Source organism: Shewanella hafniensis (assembly GCF_019655335.1).
Classification (GTDB): domain Bacteria; phylum Pseudomonadota; class Gammaproteobacteria; order Enterobacterales; family Shewanellaceae; genus Shewanella; species Shewanella hafniensis.
Genome location: NZ_BPFD01000040.1, coordinates 12950 through 34967, shown reverse-complemented (window position 1 = coordinate 34967; position 22018 = coordinate 12950). Strand labels below are relative to the sequence as shown.

At 47.7% G+C, this 22018-nt stretch carries 17 protein-coding genes; 9 read left to right on the top strand and 8 right to left on the bottom strand.

Going from position 1 to position 22018, the window contains the following annotated elements; genetic code table 11:
• The first annotated feature begins 7 nt into the window (after positions 1–7).
• Positions 8–874, top strand: a complete 867-nt coding sequence (gene cysW, locus K5Q99_RS12650) for a sulfate ABC transporter permease subunit CysW (protein WP_011846041.1) — start codon at positions 8–10, stop codon at positions 872–874.
• Complete coding sequence (locus tag K5Q99_RS12645) at positions 871–2001, top strand: sulfate/molybdate ABC transporter ATP-binding protein (protein ID WP_220777063.1); 1131 nt, start codon at positions 871–873, stop codon at positions 1999–2001. Before cysW ends, K5Q99_RS12645 begins: the two co-directional genes overlap by 4 nt.
• Positions 2002–2135: 134 nt before the next feature.
• Here the strand turns inward: K5Q99_RS12645 and K5Q99_RS12640 are convergent, their stop codons facing one another.
• From K5Q99_RS12640 to K5Q99_RS12630, 3 genes are all read right to left on the bottom strand, one after another.
• Entirely contained in the window at positions 2136–3647 is a 1512-nt protein-coding gene (locus tag K5Q99_RS12640) for an AAA family ATPase (RefSeq protein WP_220777062.1), read from the bottom strand.
• 126 nt (positions 3648–3773) lie between these two features.
• Positions 3774–4919 carry an HlyD family secretion protein gene (locus K5Q99_RS12635; protein WP_106649697.1) on the bottom strand — a complete coding sequence of 382 codons (1146 nt, stop codon included), beginning with the start codon at positions 4917–4919 and terminating at the stop codon, positions 3774–3776.
• 1 nt (position 4920) lies between these two features.
• A complete protein-coding gene (locus tag K5Q99_RS12630; protein ID WP_220592210.1) occupies positions 4921–5301 on the bottom strand; it encodes a DUF3302 domain-containing protein in 381 nt (126 codons plus the stop codon).
• Positions 5302–5567: 266 nt separating this feature from the next.
• Here K5Q99_RS12630 and purT point away from each other — a divergent pair, with 266 nt between their 5' ends.
• The 4 genes from purT (at position 5568) to K5Q99_RS12610 (ending at position 12696) form a co-directional block, all read left to right on the top strand.
• Positions 5568–6743 carry a formate-dependent phosphoribosylglycinamide formyltransferase gene (purT, locus tag K5Q99_RS12625; RefSeq protein ID WP_220777061.1) on the top strand — a complete coding sequence of 392 codons (1176 nt, stop codon included), beginning with the start codon at positions 5568–5570 and terminating at the stop codon, positions 6741–6743.
• A gap of 357 nt (positions 6744–7100) precedes the next feature.
• Complete coding sequence (locus K5Q99_RS12620) at positions 7101–8825, top strand: RluA family pseudouridine synthase (protein ID WP_220777060.1); 1725 nt, start codon at positions 7101–7103, stop codon at positions 8823–8825.
• Between the two features lie 141 nt (positions 8826–8966).
• Complete coding sequence (locus K5Q99_RS12615) at positions 8967–10427, top strand: DUF3142 domain-containing protein (protein ID WP_220777059.1); 1461 nt, start codon at positions 8967–8969, stop codon at positions 10425–10427.
• On the top strand, positions 10417–12696 hold the full coding sequence (locus K5Q99_RS12610; protein WP_220777058.1) for a hypothetical protein: 2280 nt from the start codon (positions 10417–10419) through the stop codon (positions 12694–12696). The genes K5Q99_RS12615 and K5Q99_RS12610 overlap by 11 nt, the downstream gene beginning before the upstream one ends.
• A 65-nt stretch (positions 12697–12761) precedes the next feature.
• Here the strand turns inward: K5Q99_RS12610 and K5Q99_RS12605 are convergent, their stop codons facing one another.
• From K5Q99_RS12605 to K5Q99_RS12585, 5 genes are all read right to left on the bottom strand, one after another.
• Positions 12762–13715 (bottom strand): D-2-hydroxyacid dehydrogenase, encoded by a 954-nt coding sequence (locus tag K5Q99_RS12605; RefSeq protein ID WP_220777057.1) that lies wholly within the window; start codon positions 13713–13715, stop codon positions 12762–12764.
• A 35-nt stretch (positions 13716–13750) separates the two neighbouring features.
• Positions 13751–14383 (bottom strand): outer membrane beta-barrel protein, encoded by a 633-nt coding sequence (locus tag K5Q99_RS12600; protein ID WP_220777056.1) that lies wholly within the window; start codon positions 14381–14383, stop codon positions 13751–13753.
• Positions 14384–14424: 41 nt separating this feature from the next.
• Entirely contained in the window at positions 14425–15213 is a 789-nt protein-coding gene (gene djlA / locus K5Q99_RS12595) for a co-chaperone DjlA (RefSeq protein WP_063883715.1), read from the bottom strand.
• A 69-nt stretch (positions 15214–15282) separates the two neighbouring features.
• Positions 15283–15969 (bottom strand): N-acetylmuramate alpha-1-phosphate uridylyltransferase MurU, encoded by a 687-nt coding sequence (gene murU / locus K5Q99_RS12590; protein WP_220777055.1) that lies wholly within the window; start codon positions 15967–15969, stop codon positions 15283–15285.
• Entirely contained in the window at positions 15966–17009 is a 1044-nt protein-coding gene (locus tag K5Q99_RS12585; protein ID WP_246604482.1) for an aminoglycoside phosphotransferase family protein, read from the bottom strand. The genes murU and K5Q99_RS12585 overlap by 4 nt, the downstream gene beginning before the upstream one ends.
• Before the next feature lie 159 nt (positions 17010–17168).
• Here K5Q99_RS12585 and lptD point away from each other — a divergent pair, with 159 nt between their 5' ends.
• The 3 genes from lptD to pdxA all read left to right on the top strand — a co-directional run bounded on the left by lptD (position 17169) and on the right by pdxA (position 22006).
• Positions 17169–19466 (top strand): LPS assembly protein LptD, encoded by a 2298-nt coding sequence (gene lptD / locus K5Q99_RS12580; protein ID WP_220777053.1) that lies wholly within the window; start codon positions 17169–17171, stop codon positions 19464–19466.
• 242 nt (positions 19467–19708) lie between these two features.
• Entirely contained in the window at positions 19709–21013 is a 1305-nt protein-coding gene (surA, locus tag K5Q99_RS12575; RefSeq protein WP_106649686.1) for a peptidylprolyl isomerase SurA, read from the top strand.
• Positions 21014–21019: 6 nt separating this feature from the next.
• Positions 21020–22006, top strand: a complete 987-nt coding sequence (gene pdxA, locus K5Q99_RS12570) for a 4-hydroxythreonine-4-phosphate dehydrogenase PdxA (protein ID WP_220777052.1) — start codon at positions 21020–21022, stop codon at positions 22004–22006.
• Positions 22007–22018 lie beyond the last annotated feature (12 nt).

The window sequence follows — 22018 nt, the reverse complement described above, 5'->3', positions numbered from 1 at the left end:
AGCAAACATGAACTCATTTAAGCCCTTAAGAGTCGGTGAAGCCCCTCTTATCAAGTGGAGCCTGATTACCCTCGCGGTGTTCTTAGGCTTGCTATTGTTGCTATTGCCGCTGGTGAGTATTTTTCAGCAAGCGTTTGTCGGAGGTTGGGAGCGTTATATTGGCCACTTAACTCAGCCAGATTCGCTGCATGCGATTGGTTTGACGCTGATGGTTGCGGCGCTCACCGTCCCCATCAATTTAGTGTTCGGGATCATGCTGGCGTGGAGCGTGACTCGCTTTGAATACCCAGGTCGCAAGTTATTAATCACGCTAATTGATATTCCGTTTGCGGTATCACCTGTCGTCGCAGGTTTGCTCTATTTGCTACTCTATGGCAACAGTGGTTGGCTGGGTGAATGGCTCTATGAGCACGATCTGCAGATCATGTTTGCTTGGCCGGGAATACTGTTAGTCACCATTTTTGTCACATGTCCCTTTGTCGCCAGAGAACTCATTCCATTGATGCAACAACAGGGCGCATCGGAAGAAGAAGCCGCAGTGATCCTCGGTGCCTCATGGTGGCAACTCTTCCGCCGAGTGACGCTCCCGAATATCAAGTGGGCACTGATTTACGGTGTGATCCTCACCAATGCCAGAGCCGTGGGCGAATTTGGTGCCGTTGCTGTTGTGTCTGGCAACATTCGCGGTGAAACCAATACCTTACCTTTACATGTGCAATTATTGTATGAAGATTATCAGGCCGAAGCCGCCTTCGCGAGCGCGTCATTACTCGCCCTGATTGCACTAGTGACCCTAATGCTAAAAGCCGTCGTTGAATGGCGACAACAACGCAGTTTATCCGCCAATGACAATAAAGAGCAGAGCCAACTATGAGTATTCGTCTTACTAATATTTCCAAGAAATTTGGCAAGTTTCAGGCGCTTTCCCCGCTGGATCTTGATATTCAAGAAGGGGAAATGATTGGTCTGCTGGGACCATCTGGTTCAGGTAAAACCACGTTATTGCGGATTATTGCTGGGCTCGAGGGAGCCGATAGCGGCAACATTTATTTCGGTGACCGAGATGTCACCCAAGTGCATGTGCGTGAAAGACGCGTGGGTTTTGTGTTTCAAAACTATGCGCTGTTTCGCCACATGACAGTCGCCGATAACGTCGCCTTTGGACTCGAAGTCATGTCCAAAAAGCAAAAACCTTCAGCGGCAGAAATACGTAAACGTGTGACACAATTGCTGGAAATAGTGCAACTAGGCCATCTCGCGCAGCGCTACCCCGAACAGCTCTCAGGTGGACAAAAACAGCGCATTGCCTTGGCCCGTGCACTCGCAACCCAACCCGAAGTCTTGCTACTGGATGAACCCTTTGGCGCCTTGGATGCCAAAGTGCGTAAAGAACTACGCCGCTGGCTACGCAGCCTGCATGAGGAATTAAAATTCACCAGCGTATTTGTGACCCACGATCAAGATGAAGCGCTTGAACTCTCCGATAGAGTGGTTGTGATGAGCAATGGTCATATCGAGCAGATTAATACACCAGCTGAGTTATACTCGCATCCCAATAGTCGCTTTGTGTTTGATTTTCTTGGTAACGTCAATGTCTTTGAAGCCAGTTGGCAACAAAAGCGTTGGGAAAATGGCCAAGCATTTCTGACACCACCAGAACAACAAGCACTGCAGCAAGATGGCGTGCTCTATGTTCGCAGCCACGAATTATCGCTGTCAAACAAGCCTAATAGTCAGGCCAATTTGCCGTTCGATATTGTCGCCATGACCCCCATTGGCGCCGAAGTCAGACTGGAATTAGCCCCACACGGCTGGCATAGCGAAGAGTTGTGGGAAGCCAAGTTCACCCACCATAATCTGCATGAACTCGGGTTACAAAAAGGTAGTATGGTTTACGCCACCCCAAGAACCGGTTACTTCTTTGGGGCACAAGGTGAAAGCTCACCAACGCGTCTAAGCTGGCCATTCCTGGCACCGGGCAGTCTCGCCTTTGATATCTAATCATCAAGGTTGAAATCAGCAATATATCTAATCATCAAGGTTGAAATCAGCAATATTAGCGGTATCACTGGGCAGTGATACCGCCAAAACCGTCCGCCGGAACGAGCTAGCACCCATGGTACCAAGCAAAAATCTTACTCATGGGCATTCACGGTTCGCCCTGCGGCCCATTGCCTAAGCGCATTGATTTTATCGCTCATGACCACAGATAAAGGCCGTGTTTTGCTGAGTTCTTCAAGTAATAGCACTTGATCGACACTGCGCTCGACGCTTCTTGCGGTATACATGGCAGCAATAACGGCTTGTTCGATTTCGGCGCCGGAAAATCCTTGGCTGCGGGCCGATAATTGAGCGAGATCTAAGCTCGCTACATCGATTCCACGGCGCTGACAGTGGATTAAGAAGATGGCTTTGCGTATAGCTTCGTCGGGTAAATCGACAAAGAAGATTTCATCCATCCTGCCCTTTCGCATCAATTCTGGCGGCAGAGCTTGAATGTCATTGGCGGTCGCCACCACAAACACTTCAGATTTACGCTCCGCCATCCAAGTGAGTAAGGTGCCGAGTATCCGCGTCGATGTGCCCTCATCGCTGCTACTGCCGCTTAAGCCTTTTTCAATTTCATCTATCCAAAGCACGCAGGGCGACATCATGTCAGCAAGCTCCAGTGCATGCCGTAGATTCTTCTCAGTTTCACCTATGTATTTGTTATATAAGGATGCCATATCGAGTCTAAGCAAAGGTCGTTGCCAAACGCCCGCAACCGCCTTAGCCGCGAGGCTCTTACCACTGCCCTGCACACCCAGCAGCAAAATCCCCTTGGGCGCATCGAGCGCCTTAGTGTGTTCCACAGAAGTCGGCTTATCGGCTTGGCCAAGGGTGCTGACTGCCGCGATAGGTACACGTTGCTTGAGCCATTTTTTTAGATTATGCAGCCCGGCGATCTGCGAAAAATCACTGGTGTCGTATTCAAATTGCAGCACACCGTTTAAGTCGAGTAACTGAAACTTGGCTTTATTGATGGCATCGATATCTGACAAGGTAATAGCGCCATCATCGACTATGGCTTTGCGCACCAAACGGCGGGCATCCTCTAAGGTCACGCCCCGCAGATTATCGGCTAATTTGACCACAGCAGCATCATCGACCTGTAGATGCGTGCCTTGATGACGAATTTTATCGACTTCGAGATAAATCAGGTTTTGCAATTGCACTGTGCTTGGCAAAGTTAATTGAAAATAGGCGCAATAACGTTTGATTTCGGGCGGGATATCAAAAGCATGGCTCACCAGCACTAATGTGTGTTGCAGCGTTTCGTATTCGAGGGCGATTTCTTTAAGTAAACGGACATTTTTTGGCGCATCAATCACAAAGGGATGAAAGTCGCACAGCACATAAATCCCCTGCTGCGAGGTTGATTTAATTTGTCCAAGCAAATCTGTGGGTTCGCTATTAAATTTTTGTGCCGCCATAGGTTTATCGACCCGTGCTAAACCTTGGGTAATGCTCCAGGTAAACACAGGTTGATAGAGTACACTGGCGACCCGCTTAAGTAACTCGACCACGCGATATTCTTCATAGGTTTCAATCACTACAATTGGCGTATTGGAGCGCAGCACTGAGGTTAAATCGCGAATATCTTGCATGTCTTTCACATCCCTTTTAACTAACCTAAAAATTGCCACAAAAAAGTCCAGCGAACTGGACTTTACACCAACCTTTACACTGAACCGAACAAAGTGCTCAACAAACAAGATTTAACGGTTTAGGCACTAATGTCCATCAAAAAATAAGTAATTCAACCAGCCTTGCATCCTGAGTAATACCTTACGCATTACAGCCACATGGTGAAAGTGTTCAGTGTAAATAGCCACTTGGCCTGACACTCCAGCAGGGAACTCTTTACGAATAGCGTCGTCATCGATATCAATCAAAACAACCACTCGACCATTTTGAAACAGACGACTGGAGGACGCTAATACACCACCCATTTGGATTTCACCTTCAGCCATTGCAGGTAGCACTTTCGCCACCTTGCCTTTAAACACTTTCCCTGGCGCGGCATCGAGAATAATTTCGGCCTCGTCGCCCTCTTTCAGGCGCAGTAGAGAATTCTGCCAAAAGGCTCCGGCAAAATAACGTTGCTCATCAGGGATAAAACTCATCACGGGCCTTAATGGTAAAGGCACAGCCATAGCCCCTGGACGGAGCGCCATTTGCGTAACGATACCATCAGCGGGTGCCCGTACTATGGTCTGCTCTAAATCATAGAGTGCGCTCGCTAAATCTCCCTGCAAGCCAGCCACTTTAGTATTAACGCCATCAATATTAGACTCATAGGCAAGCCTCATCCGTAACTCTTCTGATCTTGCGGCAGTTAACTGCGCTTCAGAAGCAAGATACAGTTGGCGTTTATTATCCAATTCCAATGCGGTAAAGGGAGAATTAGCGCCTCCTTTTCGATGACCGCTTTCATAGCGTTCATAGGCAGACTTATTACGGTCTTTATCAGCATTGACTCGCTCAACATTGGCTTTAGCCGATTCCAATGCCGCGGCGAGCTGTGGCACTTCTAACTCGGCAGCGACTAACGCGGCACGCTTACGCTTTACTACGGCCTCAAAGGGGATGGGATCAATTCGGAAAAGTACATCTCCTTGTTTAACAGGTGTATTTGGCTGCACTTCAACACGAGTCACTAACCCTTTTACCGCAGGGGTAATAGGAATGGTGACAAAATATTCCCGAGCAAAACGTGAATAAGGATGGTTATAGTTCATTAGCAGTATTAAGGCACCAATGAGCACCACGCCCCCCAAAACGGCAGTAGGCACAGTCCATTTAGTCAGCGGGATTTTAAACACTTTAAAAATAACAATACAGATGGCGGCATAGGTCAGTATCAGTAATAGATCCATTTTAGACCTCGACTTTATTGGTAATATTCGGCTCTTCAACAGCGGCGCTTGCTTGTTCTAATTGCTCAAGTCTCGCTTGTAACGCTATTACTGTCTGACGTAAAGTGCCCACATCCTCCTCTAACGCCTGCTCTCGTTTCATCACAGTACCAAATCCCCAGCCACGATCTTCTCGATATAAGGTGGCCCAGATCCATAAAAATGGCCAAATAGCATGTAACGTAAATAAACTCACCCACCCCGCAATATGCAGGGCATCTTGCTGTGGGTGATTACGCTTTTTGGCAATTTCGTATGGAATATCATGGATAGCAATCACACCATAAAAAATAACGACAACCACAAAAAATAAAATCCCTAACGCAAAGTAATCTAAAAACATTTGAATCCCCTCAATCATCATGATCACTAATCAAACAAACACAGTTGAATATCTCAAGGCTAAAGTTAACAACTAAACAACATTATAGAACAACAAAAAACAATCACTTCCAGCCAAGTCAAATTGAATCGTGTTAACACCAAACCCAGTGATCTAAAGCACACTTGTTTATTTACATCATGCTCTAATGTGCCGTTCGCGTTAAACTCATGGCTAAATTGCGCGCCATGACGCAATCCCTACAACTGCGAATAAAGGAATCACACATGATAGGCACTCCCTACACTGAGGGCGCACGACGCGCCATGTTGCTCGGCTGCGGTGAACTTGGCAAAGAAGTGGCCATTGAACTGCAACGCTTAGGCGTTGAAGTGATTGGCGTTGACCGTTACGCCAACGCCCCCGCCATGCAAGTCGCCCATCGCTCCCATGTGATCAATATGCTCGATGCTAAAGCCCTGCGTGCCGTTATCGAGTTAGAAAAACCGCACTTAGTCATCCCAGAAATTGAAGCCATCGCCACCCAAACCTTAGTGGACATGGAAGCCGAAGGGGTAAATATCATCCCCACAGCTCGGGCAACTAAGCTCACTATGGACAGAGAAGGGATTCGTCGCCTCGCCGCTGAAACCTTAGGTTTACCGACTTCTCCGTATTTTTTCTGTGATACTGAAACCGAATTTAATCAAGCGATTAGCGAAATAGGCGTGCCCTGTGTGGTTAAGCCTGTGATGAGTTCATCGGGCAAAGGTCAGAGTGTTATTCGCGATATCGCCCTCAGTCATAAAGCGTGGCAATACGCTCAAGAAGGTGGCCGCGCTGGCGGCGGCCGCGTAATAGTCGAAGGTTTTATTCCCTTCGACTATGAAATCACCCTGTTAACCATCAGCGCAGTCAATGGCATTCATTTTTGTGCGCCCATTGGCCACAGACAAGAAGATGGTGATTACCGTGAGTCATGGCAGCCACAAGCCATGTCAGATGAAGTGTTAGCAAAATCCCAAGCGATCGCGAGCAAAGTCGTCGAAGCCCTTGGCGGTTATGGACTATTTGGCGTAGAACTGTTTGTTAAAGGCAATGAAGTGTATTTCTCCGAGGTCTCACCAAGGCCACACGACACTGGGCTCGTGACACTCATCAGCCAAGATTTATCGGAATTTGCCCTGCATGTTAGAGCGATTCTCGGCCTGCCGATTCCCAATATCCATCAGCATGGTCCAAGTGCCTCGGCAGTGATTTTGGCCGAAGGCACCTCAAGCAATATCCGCTATCAAGGGATTGCCGCCGCATTAGAGGCGGTCAACACTCAGCTGAGATTATTCGCCAAACCCGATATTGATGGCCGCCGCCGCTTAGGTGTCGCGCTTGCCCGTGATATCGATATCGACAGCGCCTTGAATAAAGCACTCGATAGCGCCAGTAAAGTGAAGGTCATCTTTTAAACTGTTTTATCGGTTTTAAATTGGCTTCAAGCACAAGCGACACATCAAAGGGAAATGCGCTGCAACGCCATTTCCCTTTTCCAACACAGTACATCATCAAGAACCTTTACCAATAAAAAGTGACCCACCCCAACCGACAGAGTAAACTAGCGCCTTTGTCTTGTGGCCTAAGATTGCACGCCAAGCAAAACAAGCCCTGTGGTACGAGTTTAATTTTGGGCGAGTTGTTCAAAGCAATTTATTGCGAGCGCTTATTAAGACGATTGATTTCGAGCAGTGGCTTAATTCGAGCGTGATCTAAGTAAACTCCAGCAACAAAAAACCATTAGTAATAGAAACCAAAAGTAGTAGAAACCAATGCAGCTTCAGCCTTCTTGCTTTACCTCTTTCACACAAGCCATTGATGCCTATGCCCTGCCGCAACGTTTTACCTTTCCTTTCTATTACGAACCGCATCCATTATGCGTGCTTGCAGCCAACGAATTACAACAACACCTTGAGACTCAAAGTGATTGGCAACATAACTTTGGCCTAACGGGTGAGTTAACCGGCGCCATTGGCAAGATGTTCGGCGTATTGCTGGTACAAAATCCGCAAGGTGAAGTGGGCTATTTGTCGGCATTTTCGGGTAAGTTGGCCGAGCAAAATCATTGGCCGCGCTTCGTTCCACCTGTATTTGATATGCTGGCTAAGGACAATTTTTTCCACGCTGAAAACCTGCAAATCAACCAAATTAACGAGCAGCTACTTGCAGTAGAAAACCATCCCGATATTCCGAGGCTATCAACCGAGCTAGAAACTGAACAAGCTCAAGCGCAAGTCAAACTTGCCGCCCACAGACAAGTGATGATAGCTGGCCGTAAGTCCCGCAAGGCGCAGCGCAATCAACTCGCAGCCCAATTGGCTACCAATCCGACTGATGAGACCTTGCGTGAAAACGCAATAACTGAAGCCAAACTCAGCCAAGAAAGCATTAACGAAAAGAATCAGTTAAGAGATATTAAACGCTATTGGGATGAACGTATCCATGCCATCAGCCAAGCGTTAACGCTGCTCACTGATAAGTGCGACGCGTTAAGACTACAGCGTAAACAGCTCTCAGCGGCGCTGCAGCAAAAGCTGTTTGAGCAGTATCGTTTTTTGAATATTCGCGGCGCAGAAAAAAGCCTTAACGGCATATTTAACGGCACGGTTGAGTTAACACCGCCCGCAGGCTCGGGCGAATGTGCTGCCCCTAAGTTGTTACATTACGCCTTTAAACATGACCTTAAGCCATTAGCGATTGCCGAGTTTTGGTGGGGCGCACCGCCAAAATCAGAAATTCGCCAGCATAAGCAGTTTTATCCCGCCTGCCTGCGAAAATGCCAACCCATCTTGGGACATATGCTCGAAGGACTCGTAGTCGATGATAATCCGCTGCTGACCAACCCCGCCGAAGGCAAAACCTTAAGTATCCTCTATCAAGACGAGGCGATGGCGATTGTGAACAAACCCGCCGAGTTTTTATCCGTGCCCGGCAAAGAGATTGAAGACTCAGTGTATTCGCGCATCCGCCAAACCTTTCCCCATGCCACAGGGCCGCTAATCGTCCACAGGCTCGATATGTCGACCTCGGGATTAATGGTGATCGCATTGACAAAAGACGCCCATAAACAGCTGCAAAAACAATTTATCCAGCGCACTGTAACTAAACGTTATGTGGCGCTGTTAGCGGGAATTCCTACCGTCATGGCAAATACGCAGGCGACGGGTAACATCTCTTTACCCTTACGTGGCGATTTAGACGATAGACCGAGACAACTCGTTTGCCATGAGTTTGGTAAAGCAGCCGAAACCCATTGGGAATTGAGCCAACTTGATGAAATGGCACGTACAACCCGCGTGTATCTTTATCCTAAAACGGGCCGAACCCATCAACTCAGGGTTCACTGCGCCCACTCAGAGGGGCTAAATACACCGATTGTCGGTGACGACCTCTACGGCACTCGCGCCAATCGCCTGCATCTGCATGCCGATTTATTGATGCTTCTGCATCCCGTTACCCGTAAGCAGATGCGTTTTCAAGTCGATCCTGATTTTTGAGATCTGAGTTCTGATTGATTAACAAGGCAGCAAAAGGAAAACCAAGCTTAATGGGCATTATCAGAAGTTTGACCGCGATGTAAAAGCGGGCTTTTTCGGGCATAGTAATGCCTCACTCAAAACGGAATCGATAGCAGTAGTATGGGTATAGGCAATCTGGTTAAAAACATTAGCCGAAATCAAGGGTTCTTAAGCGCTTTGCTGAGCGCCGCCGTATTCATGAGCGCCTGTCAGCCCGCATCGGAACCGAGTGAACTCATAGCAAACCTAAATGCCAGTCATATAGCAGAAGTCACCTCCGTAACTGCAATACCTCGCGAACCACTCGCGCAAGAAGTCTATATCTGGCAGCGCCAATGGCGCCCCGCTAATCAAACGGCATTAGCGCAAAGCCAAGGGGTATTCCAAGGATTGCGCATTCTAGCGCTGCAAGCGCACCCAAAACCCAATGGCGCAGATATTTGGTTTGAAGTCGCGGTCAATCATGCTTGGCTTCAGGCCGATCCTAGACCTAAAGTCGCCGTGATCCGCTTAGATGGCCAGCTGAGCCATTTAAATGATGAAGCAGTGATCCATAAAATCAGCCAAGTACTTAACAGTTGGCAAGCAAAAGGCACACACATCACAGGTGTTGAAATCGACCACGACAGCGCTAGCAGCAAACTGCCCACCTATCGGGATTTTCTTAAGAAGCTTAAAGCGCAGCTACCCGCAGAGCTCAAACTCAGCATTACCGCCCTGCCCGCTTGGCTCAATAGCACCGATTTCCCCGCATTGCTCACTTATATTGATGAACTCGTGCTGCAAATTCACAGCGTAAGCGATCCACGCCTCGGGCTATTCGATGCGACTCAAGGTTGGCAGTGGGTGCAGCAACTCTCAAATATCAGCACTGTGCCTTACCTTATTGCGCTCCCCGCTTACGGCTCGGCGGTCATCAGCACAGCTTCAGGTTATAAAGTGGAGAGTGAAACACCGCTACGGGGTCAACTCAATGACTCCCATGCTGTTGAGGAACTGATGGCAGATCCGCAAGTGTTACAAGCTTTTGTGCACAAACTGCAAAGCCGCACTGATGCCAAGCTTAAAGGCATTATCTGGTTCAGGCTGCCGCTGGAAGGAGATAAAAGGGTTTGGCCACTTGATACCTTAATCGCTGTGGCGCAGCAAGGTGAGCTTACCGCCAAGATTGAATTAGTGATCTCAAGCGATAACGATATTCAAACAACATTAGCCACTGAAAATAAGGCTAAAAGCCAACAAATCCTCAAGCCACAGCTCTTCCAATTGAGCTTAATTAATCGCGGTAATATTGCTGGCGACATTCCCGCGAGTTTGTCCCTAGCGGGACAAGCTTGCAGCGGGTATGATGCGCAAAATGGCTATCGCGTGAAACAAAAAAATGGGCTGTTAATCTGGCAGTGGCGAGCTGAAAATACCGCCACATTGGCGCCGACTGACACTGCTCCAAGCGCGACGAACATGCCAATGCCGCAAGCACACAAACAAACTCAAAAACACATGCTCAACCCTGTCGGCCAGAAAGTGATAGGCTGGGCACGTTGTGAGTCATTATATTTACAGGGAATTTATGCGCCATAAGCCAACATCATCGTCCACAATGGCAAAATCCAATCGGGCTTTTATGCTTAAAAAGACCACGCTTATCTGTTTAAGCCTATTTTCGCCAATGCTATTGGCCTGCGGCCCCGACTTCCCTTTGCAATTGACTCAAGACAGACAGAGTAATCTCAGTTATTTACCGCAAACCTCTTTCAGCCAGCAGCTAACCGCCCTCGCAAAACCTTTGCCTTGGCAGTATCAAGATGCGCCAGCTGCGCAGGAATATCTGTGGGATGAAGTGCATAGCCGTTATCTGTCACAAACTCGTGCTTTTGAAAACAGCGAATTAAGTGAAGCCCATTTGATCTTAGTGAACACACTAAGGGATGCGACAGGCCCAATCGAGGCCGAACAAATGGCCGCCAAGTTGGATAAAGATCTGCCCCAAGCGCTGACCTGGTACACCTTAGGCGCCGTGGCGTTTGAGGCAAAAGACTACGATAGAGCGAGTAACTATTTTAGCAAAATCATTAAATTACCAGAAAGCGAACGCGCATCTCGCAGCCTGTGGGCACTCTATTCGCTGTCGCGTATTGAGCTTATCTTAAGTAAAACCTCAGCGGATCCTGAGCACTTTAATAGTGCCAACGCTTACCTGACTCAATTGCAAACCGAAGTCGCCCAAGGCGCCGCCGATCCCCTGCGCTTGAGCTTAGCAAGCCTAGGTGAGCAGGCTTATATCCTGTTGCACCAAGGCCAGCGGAGCCCACAAGTTGCCAATCAAGGTGCAGATGGTACTGAGCTACAAATGATGCTTAACCCTGATGCACTGAATAAGGCTATTGAGCTCTATGCCACCCAATCAGTACAGGGCGATAGCGGCGGTTATGATTCTTTATTGATGTTAAGCCGTACCTTGATGGGGAAAGACATTGCTGAGCTGAAACCGTTGCTGCAACAGACAAGCGTGCAGCAGTTATTGATTGCCTATTGGCAAAGCAGCACCAATGAATTTGCCTACGATGGCCAGCTTTCGGAAATGGGCTCAAAGGTAGCTGAAATCCTCAAAGTGTTCCCAACCGATGGTTTACAGCTCAACCATGGCGATAAATTAGCGGCAATTTATTACCAGCTAGGGGACTACGCTAGTGCTGAGCGCCTATTGACGCTCGCGAAACCCAGCGGCCTCACTTGGTGGCTAACCGCTAAATTAATGCTACAGAAGGGCGATCAAGCAGAGGCGGCCAAGGCCTATGCTCAGGCGGCGCGTCACTTCCCCAAACAATCCGATGAAGCATTAGCTACAGTTGATGCCAAAGAGACTCAGCAGCAAGCCATTAATGCCGATGAAGATAAAGCCACTTACTGCCGTATTCGCGCCGAGCAAGGGGTGTTATCCCTAGAGCGCGGCGAATATGTCGATGCGCTCAATCACTTACTCGCCAGCGGCGACGAATACTGGCAAGACATAGCCTATGTGGCGGAGCGCGTGCTCACCACGGCTGAGCTTAAGTTATTTATCGACGAGCATGTGCCGCTTATCGCCTTCGAATATCCTAAAGATAGCGACTGGTACGATAATATAGAACCGATTAACAATCGCTTACGCTACTTGTTAGGTCGCAGATTATTACGTGAAGGGGCTATCGCTGAAGCGCCTGCTTATTTCCCTAACCCGAATCTTAATGCCAGCGCCCTCGCCTACGGTACTGAGCTGAACGCGGCGAAAAATGCAACAGGCATAGATAGCGCTAAGGCCTATTGGGCTGCGGCAGAACTTGCCCGCCACCAAGGTATGGAAATCTTAGGGTTTGAATTAGCTCCAGATTACGCTATCTACCAAGGGGTATTCGATCTAAGCGATTGGAATGAACCGAGCAAGTTAGCAGAGAAAGAACAACTGCGATTAAACGCCAGCCAAGCCGTTCCCGATAAACGCTTCCATTATCGCTACACAGCAGCAGAACTGGCCAACAAGGCATCGGAGCATGTTCCCCACAACAGCCAAGCCTATGCCGCGCTACTCTGCCAAGCCACGGGTTGGGTATTGTATCGAGATCAAGAACTTGCCCTACGCTATTACAAAAAATACGTCGCCAACGGCCCCTTTGTGCCTTGGGCAGAAAACTTTGGTATGCAGTGTGAAGCACCCGATTTTGACGGTGCAGTAAAACGAGCACAGGCCAATGAAATTGCTGAATGGAACGCCCTGTACCACAAGCTGAAAAAGCCGGTTGTATTTGGCGTATTAGCCATCACGGGTTTATTGGGTGTGTGGTGGATGCGTAGAAGAAAGGCTCAAGCATAACTAACCATTCAGGTCTTTCTCTCTTAACGTCGATATGATGAAAAGAGAGAAAGACGCATACCGCTTTACTTGTTCACACAGTTAATCACGTCACCCTGTAAATAACCGTGCACATTCGCCACGGCAATATTGAGTAGACTTTGTCTGGCTTCCTTAGTCGCCCACGCGTTGTGGGGACTAATGCTGATATTCGGTGCATGCAATAAGGGATTATCCGCGCTGGGCGGCTCGGTCGATAATACATCGACACCGGCAAATAGGCGGTTTTGCGAAAGCGCTGCAGCAAGTGCGGCCTCATCAATTAATCCACCGCGCGCCGTATTAATCAGCAGCGCATTAGGCTTCATCAAGGCGAGAGTTTGTTGATTGATAAATTGCTCAGTTTCTGGAGTAAGCGGACAATGGAGCGAAATAATATCTGATTCGCTCAGCACAGTCTCACGCGTTACCCAAGTGGCACCTTGGGGCAAATCTTTAATCACTGAGCGGGTATTGACGAGCACTTTCATCCCGAATGCAAGGGCGAGCGTCCCAACCTGCTGGCCAATATCACCGTAACCTATTAAACCTAAAGTCTTACCTTTTAAGGATTGCAGCGGCATTAAGGTGAAACAGAAATCTTGGCAATTCACCCACTGACCATCGACCACAGCTTGATGATGGGCAGCCACGGCTTGGGTGTGATGCAGTATATGGGCAAACACCATCTGCGCTACGGCATCGGGCGCATAGGCAGGCACATTTGTCACCACTATGCCTTGCGCTTTAGCTGCCGCGATATCGACAACGTTAGTGCCCGTTGCCAGTACACCTATATATTTAAGTGCGGGAAGTTGCGCCAGAGTCTCGGCATTGAGCGGCGTTTTATTGGTGAGAATGACCTCAGCACCTTGAGCACGTACGACAACATCGGCGCCCGCAGTGCGGGGGAAACACCTAAACTCGCCTAGTTCAGTCAAGGATTGCCAACTGAGATCGCCAGGATTTAAAGTTTCGCCATCGAGTACAACTATCTTCATGCCGCTAAATCTCCTTTTAAAACGATGTGTTAGTGCTAAAAGCTGACTTTGAGCCCAAGGTTAGCCTGCGCCTGCCACATCACATCCGACGTAATGTGCCATAGGCATTCATCTTCATTACAAAACAGTGAGCTGTCGCTGTTGATAAACGTCGCGTAACCGCGAATATCTGCAAACAAACCAAAGTGTTGAGTGACTTGATACTCTACCCCACCGCCAATCCCCATAGAGAAACGCGTTTCACTCGACCAAGCGTCAGGCAGCATGCGGGTGATCCCTGCACTTGCGGTGACGTAGGGTCGAATATCGCCACGGGGAAAATATAAAGTGCCACCTAAGTGGATATAATCTAAGTCTAACGAGGTAAGACGATCGGGCGTAAACAAACCGCCACTTTTGAGTTCAGAGGCTTGGTGGCTGTATAAAAGATAAATATTACCGGGATCATTCGTGCCAATACCCAGCATCAGGCCGTAATGGCTCGATTCCTCGACCTTCACATTTTTCTTGTCGCCCGCTTGATCTGCGTTGACGTCAATTTGATTAACATCAAATTGACCGCCACCCAGACTATAACCGCCAAAAGGTGCGACAAACACCTCGGCCTGCGTGGACATAGTCACAGGTAACAAACTCACCAACAGCAACAGGCTTTGCGTGTGTTTCATAATGAATTCCTTATCTTTTATACAATCCAAAGCAATCAAGACTAACGCATACCGCGCTCAGACTTGACTCTGTCATAGGCCGCTTGAATATCCTGTGCCTTACGATTTGCCAGCTCCATCATTTCCGGCGGCAATCCCTTAGCGACTAACTTATCGGGATGATGTTCGTTCATCAACTTACGGTAAGCTCGCTTAACTTCTTGGTCGCTGGCTTCGTTAGTAATCCCCAGCAAACTGTAAGCATCGGTAATCGATGTTTTGTTGCCACCTGAGGTCTGATGAAAGCGAAACTCCGCCTGCCAGCGCTTCAGTAATTCATCTAACTGTGCTCGACCATAACCTAACTCTTGGGCAATCGTCATCAAGATAGCGTGTTCAGCGGGATCCAGTTCACCGTCGGACAATGCCGTTTGGATCTGAATTTCGATGAACATCTGCACTAACTCTTTGCGGCCCATGGTAATAACACGGAAAGCTTGTAGGCTGCTACGCAGATCAAAATCCGCCGATTTCCCCTCGCGAAACGCCTGCTGCGCTTCTTTACGGGCTTCACCGGTTAAGCGCATTTGATCCATTAACAAGGTCGCGATGCGAATATCGGTTTCAGTCACATGTCCCGACGCTTTCGCCACATGCCCCATCACCGCAAAGGTGGTATTAAAGAAGATCGCTTGGCGATTCTTAGCCTGCCCTAGCACTTGTCGAAACCCCACGCCCGAAGCCGCGCGCTTATCGTAAAGATGACCGAGCCACAAACCTAGCAGTGCACCAAAAATACGGCCGAACATAAAGCCAATGACAAATCCAAAAAACTTACCCCAAAGCCGCATCTTATTTCCTGATTTCTATTATGTATTTGATGTGTAAGCGAAATCCTATGGATAAGCCAACACGGATATTTAGGTATTGCTTTGTAATCTAAGTTCGAGCCCTTGCAGGCGTGCAATCGTGCCAACATCGCACCAAAGTCCCTCAAACAGCGCGCCACTGACTCGGCCTTGAGCCATTTGCGCTCTAAGCAACGGAGCGAGTGCAAACGCGCCCTGCGGCGTGTGATTAAACAACGAAGGCCGATAAATACCTATGCCAGAAAAAGTGTACTTAGTCTCACCAAGCTCCTGCACTCGATTGCCATCCAGGGCGAAATCCCCCTGCGGATGCTGCTCAGGATTAGGCACTAGCCACAAATGAGCGAGCGTATCGGCAGCAAGCTGCGTGATTGGCGGTAAGGTATCAATAAACACATCACCATTAATAACCAAAAAGGGCTCATCACTTTCACCCTCTTCACCCTCACGCAACAAAGACAAAGCCCGTTTAATGCCGCCGCCGGTTTCGAGCGCACTCTCTTCGGCGCTATAGCGAATTTGCACCCCAAAAGCACTACCATCGCCCAGCGCCTCAACTAATTTATGCCCTAGCCAAGCATGGTTGATGACGATATCGACTATGCCTAACGCGGCAAGTTTTTCAATATGGTAAACAATCAACGGTTTACCTAATACTGGCACCATAGGTTTAGGCAAATTGTCCGTTAACGGCCTTAACCTCTCACCTCGTCCGGCGGCCAAGATCATGGCTTTCATTGCTTAACCTCAGATAAAGACTGGCTAGCTGTAAACGCAGGCAACACGCGAAGAGTCAACCAGCGTGCAAATGGCACGAGTTCGGGATACTGGATGGCAATGTCGACAATATACGTTAATGTCAGTGGAATATCCGCCATATACGCAGGTTTACTGTCGCGATAATTTAACCGTGCAAAAATCCCCACCGCCTTGATGTGTCGCTGCAAGCCCATGAGATCAAACCAAGTTTGATATTGCTCAACGGGGGTCTGTGTGGGAATAAAACCTAGCGCGAGTGCTTGCTGATAATGGTACTGCATCAAGTCTGCGACTAACGGCTGCGGCCAACGAATATAACAATCACGCAATAGTGATACCGCGTCGTAAGTCACAGGGCCGACGACAGCATCCTGAAAATCAATCACACACAATTTGCCTGCTTGCAGCATAAGATTGCGGCTATGGAAATCCCTGTGCATCCCCACACTAGGCTGAGATAGCGCATTGTCGACAAGCAGATCGAAGCTATCGCTTAGCATTTGCAGCTCTGACTCGTCCAATGACAAATTAAGATGAGTGCCGAGAAGCCACTCAGTAAAGATGTGCAATTCACGGCGCACAAAGGCTTCGTCGTACAGCGGTAAGGGCTCAACTAGGCCACTAACAAAATGCTGACTTGTAACCACAGAGGCCACCTGCGGCAATAAATCAAGCGCCTGACGATAGTAATCAGCCACATTATGCGTGTTAAGCACTGATAACAGCTGGGTATCGCCTAAGTCGCTCATCAGCATAAAACCTTGAGCGGCGTCAGCATGGATCACTTTTGGAACTGTCAGTCCCGCGGCAGCATAGGCATTAGATAAGGCAATAAAAGGCGCGATGGGTACCAATTGTGGCGGTGAATCGGCGGCGATAAAGGTGGCATCGGGCATAGTGATCCGAAAGTAACGTCTAAAACTTGCGTCACCGGAAATCAATACAGGTGTCACCTCATCGGAAAAATAACCATTCAGCCACTGATTTAGGGAAAGAAATCTCGGATCGGATAAAGTCATTTCATGGCTCTTAAAGAAAAATTGCTTTATTATAGCTGGCATATAATTTGGAAACAGCTAAGAAATTGAGAGATTTATTAAGCGGCGTTGCGTTTGTAAATTGCAACTTTCCCCATCCATACTTGTCCAGAATAAGAAATCATAATTACTGACCTAAAGATGCAGATCCGATACCTTCTGGCCCTGAGCCTGTTACCGCAATTAGTCCTGGCAGACGACTCTCTAACCGCTTCGGCATCCCAATGCTTAATCGAACCGCCAGTACCCCGTATCGTATCTCAAACCCAAGGGATGAGTGCGGCTGAACTCAACAAAATTCGTATTGTCTCTGATAACTCTGATGCCGAAATGGGCAAACAAGCCATTTTCCGCGGGGATGTGGTTTTTAGCCAAGGCGATAGGCACATAGCAGCCGATGAGGCGATTTTAGATCAAGCTACTGAACAGTTTGATGCCAATGGTAATTTAGTCTTTCAAGACAGTAACTTCACCGTTACAGCCGAATCCTTACAAGCTCAAATGCGGACAAACCGTGCCACCCTTAAAGGCGCACAATATTGGATCCATGGCCAACAAGTTCACGGCGATGCCGAAAAACTGCAGATCACCATCAATAACAATTTAATTTTAACCAATACTAACTTCACGACTTGTCCTCCCGACAATGTGTCTTGGCTGCTCGAAGCCGAAAAAATTAAGATCAACAGTGAAGAAGAATGGGGCGAAATTTGGAATGCCAAATTAAGAGTCGGCGGTGTGCCGGTATTCTACATTCCCTATATGACAGTGCCGGTTTCTGATAAACGTAAGTCGGGTTTCCTCTACCCCAGCTTTAGCACCAGTACTACCAATGGCGTCGAATTTTCAGCGCCCTATTACTGGAATATTGCCCCTGAATATGATTTAACCTTTACACCTAACTATATGTCTAACCGTGGATTATTCACTAAGACTGAGTTTGGTTATCTAGCCGGTGATGCCCAGAAAGGCCGAGTCAATTTTGAATACCTTGGCAACGATCAATTGATCAGTGGTAGTCCTAATCGCTACCTGTATAACTGGCAACATCAAGGGGCTATCGACAAAAATTGGCGTGTTTTAGCTAATTTTACTGACGTGTCAGACAACAACTATTTCAATGATTTAAAGTCAGATGTGAACCGTGCTACCGACAACCAATTGTCGCGCATAGGTGAAATCAGCTACTTCGAAAGTAACTGGGATATCAGCACTCGGGTCCAAGACATTAAAGTACTTGGTGAAGATGAAAAACCGTATCAGGTGATGCCTCAGGTCAACTTTAACTATCGTGCTGCTGATTTTTGGAACAATTTAGATTTTGGTTTTAATTCGGAGCTGACTAATTTTTCCCATCAAAACAACAATGTAAATACGGCAACGCGTTTACATATGGCACCGAGCGTGACTCTGCCGATTCACGGACCTTCGGGCTCACTCACCAGCCAAGTGAAGTTAATGCAGACCAATTATTGGCAACAGAATAACGATCCTAATGAAGATCTGGACGACACAGTAAGCCGAACCATTCCACAGGTACGGATTAATGGTCAGATTAATTTCGAGCGTTTTACTGAGCTTTTCGATGAAAACTATCGCCAAACACTCGAGCCACAATTCCAATATCTTTATGTCGGCTACGAAGACCAACGTGGTATAGGTATTTATGATACGGCCCAATTGCAGGATGACTATTTTGGTCTATTCCGTGATCGCCGCTTCTCGGGGCTGGATCGGATCTCCGATGCGAATCAAATTACGCTTGGTTTAACAACTCGCTTGTTCGACGATCACAACCAAGAAGCGACTAAATTTAGCCTAGGGCAAATTTTTTACTTGCAAGACAGTAAAGTCGGTTATGAAGACAATATTTTTGAATCAAATCAATCTACATCAGTACTAGCCGCCGAGTTAGATACACGTTTAACGAATAATTGGTACATGGGTGCGGCAATTCAGTACGACACCAACACCAGCGAAAATAAAAAAACGGAAGTCACTTTAGACTTCAGACCCGAAGCAAACAAATTACTGCAATTTAGTTATCGTTACGTTCCTGATTTATTGAACTCCAATACCAATGATACTGTGAACATCTCCCAAGCGGGCGTTCGTGGTGCTTGGCCTATCAGTGACGATCTCTACTTCGTGGGTAATTGGTATTATGACTTAAACGAAAGCCGCGGCATTGAAACCTACACAGGTATTCAATACGAATCATGCTGTTATGCGGTGCGATTTAGTTATCACTACCGCATTAAAACCAATTATGACGACAACATAGGCTCTGCTGCTATCGACTCCCGTGAGCAATTTGAAAGCGGCTTCTACCTGAACTTAGTCATTAAAGGACTCGGTGGTTCTGGCCCATTAGGCGTATCAGATATGCTCAATGACGGCCTGTTTAACTACAGAAAACCGCTTTATCTGAGGAATTAGCAAAGAATTGTGATAGATTGCTGAACCTCAACAAGGACTGAGAGTCCAAACAGGTTAATGAGTGCCTTACCGTTTGCCTTTTGCTAACGCTAATAAAAGCGGATCTAAAGGGTTAACCATGCACTCAAATGCATCGCCAAAAAATTACATTAGGGCAACTCGCTGTAATTTCGATATAAATGGTAAAGTTATTTCAATTAAGCCGTCGAACCTGACCTTAGAACGTGCCAAGGATTTTGTGGATGAAACCCAGTAAACATCTGATTTTTGCTTTATTTGCACTCGCTATCAGCCAACCTACATTGGCCGCACCTCAGCCACTCGACCGTGTTGCGGTCCAAATTAACGACGGCATAGTGCTCGAAAGTGAAATCGCTAACATGATTGACACTGTTAAAGCCAATGCCAAAACGGCAAACCAATCGTTACCTTCCGACAGTGCCCTGCGCACTCAGGTGATCGAACGTTTGATCTTGACCCGTTTACAACTGCAAATGGCAGATCGTATCGGCCTGCATATCGGTGACTTACAATTAGACCAAGCGATTGAAAACATCGCGCGCGAACAAAAAATGTCTGTGGCCCAGATGCAACAGAAAATTGAAAGCGAAGGGTTAAGCTTTAGCCAATACCGCGAGCAATTACGCGAAGAAATCACCTTAGGTGAAATTCAACGTATTCAAGTACAACGCCGTATCCAAGTGTCACCACAGGAAATTACCAGCCTAGTCAAACTCATCCAAGAACAAGGGATGAAAGATGTGGAATATCAAATTGGCCACATCCTGATTGACGTGCCAAGTAATCCAACCAGTGAACAGCTGGAATCCTCGAGTAAACGTGCCAATATCGTTTTGGAGCGTTTGAAGAGTGGTGAAGATTTCCGCCGCACTGCTATTGCGTCTTCTTCGGGTCCTAAAGCACTCGAAGGTGGTATTTGGGACTACATGAACATCAACGAAATGCCAACCCTGTTTGCCGAAGTGATCAACGGCGCGAAAACAGGCGACATTATCGGTCCAATTAAGAGTGGTGCAGGTTTCCATATCATCAAGATCATGGATGCTCGTGGCCTACAAACCAAAGAAATCGAAGAAGTCAGAGCGCGCCACATTTTGCTTAAGCCATCACCAATTCTGTCGGAAGACCGTGCTAAAGCTATGCTTGAGCAATTCCTGAAGCAAATTCGCTCAGGTGAAGCTAAGTTTGAGGATCTTGCGCGTCAATATTCTGAAGATCCTGGTTCAGCCACTAAAGGCGGCGAATTAGGTTGGGCAGAACCAAGCATTTATGTGCCTGAGTTTGCTCAAACTCTTAATAGCTTAAAAACCGACCAGATCAGCGAGCCGTTCCGTACCACCCACGGTTGGCATATCACTCAGTTAGAAGAACGCAGAAAAACCGATGCCACGGATCAGTTCAACAGCAACCGTGCGCACCAGTTGATCTTCCGTCGCAAATTTAACGAAGAACTGCAAAACTGGCTAGACGAAATGCGCTCAGACGCATACATTGAAATCTTCCAGCCAGAGACCAATCGAGGTTAATGTTAATTGAGCACTAAACGTATTGCCGTTACCCCGGGTGAACCCGCAGGTATCGGCCCCGATTTAGTCGTACAACTCGCTCAGCAGGCTTGGCCTGCTGAGTTAGTCGTTTGTGCGGATCCAGAATTATTAGCGAGCCGAGCTAAACAACTCGGTTTGCAAGTGACTTTCCGTCCTTACCAGCCAAATCAAGCGCCTAAACCGCAAGAAGCGGGCACATTAACCATAGCGCCCTTTAAGTTAGTGAGCGAATCGATTTGTGGTCAGCTCGATGAGCAAAACAGCACTTATGTAGTTGAAACCTTGCGTTATGCGGGTGAGAAAAACATGAGCGGCGAGTTTGATGCTGTCGTGACAGGCCCCGTGCATAAAGGCATTATCAATCAAGCAGGTATTTCCTTTAGTGGCCATACTGAGTTTTTTGCCCATCAAGCAAATTGCCCCGATGTAGTGATGATGCTGGCAACGCCGGGTTTGCAAGTGGCGCTGGTCACGACTCATATCCCGCTGGCCTATGTTGCAAAGGCGATAACACGTCAGCGCCTACAGCATATTATCAAGATTCTACATGCCGATCTCATCAGCAAATTTGGCATAATTTCGCCGAAAATTTATGTCTGTGGACTCAATCCACACGCAGGTGAAGACGGTCATTTAGGGCGTGAAGAAATCGACGTGATTATTCCCGCACTCAACGAGTTACGAGAAGAGTTTCAAATGAATATTGTCGGTCCCTTACCGGCCGATACCCTGTTCCAACCTAAATATTTACAGGACGCCGATGTCGTCTTGGCCATGTACCATGACCAAGGACTTCCCGTTCTCAAGTCACAAGGATTTGGCAAATCGGTAAACATCACCTTAGGTTTACCTTATATTCGTACCTCGGTTGACCATGGTACGGCGCTCACACTCGCGGGTACAGGCAAAGCCGATATTGGCAGTTTTGTCTGTGCTCTGAATAAAGCCATTGAGTTATCCTCAAAGAACTAAACGATTACATTA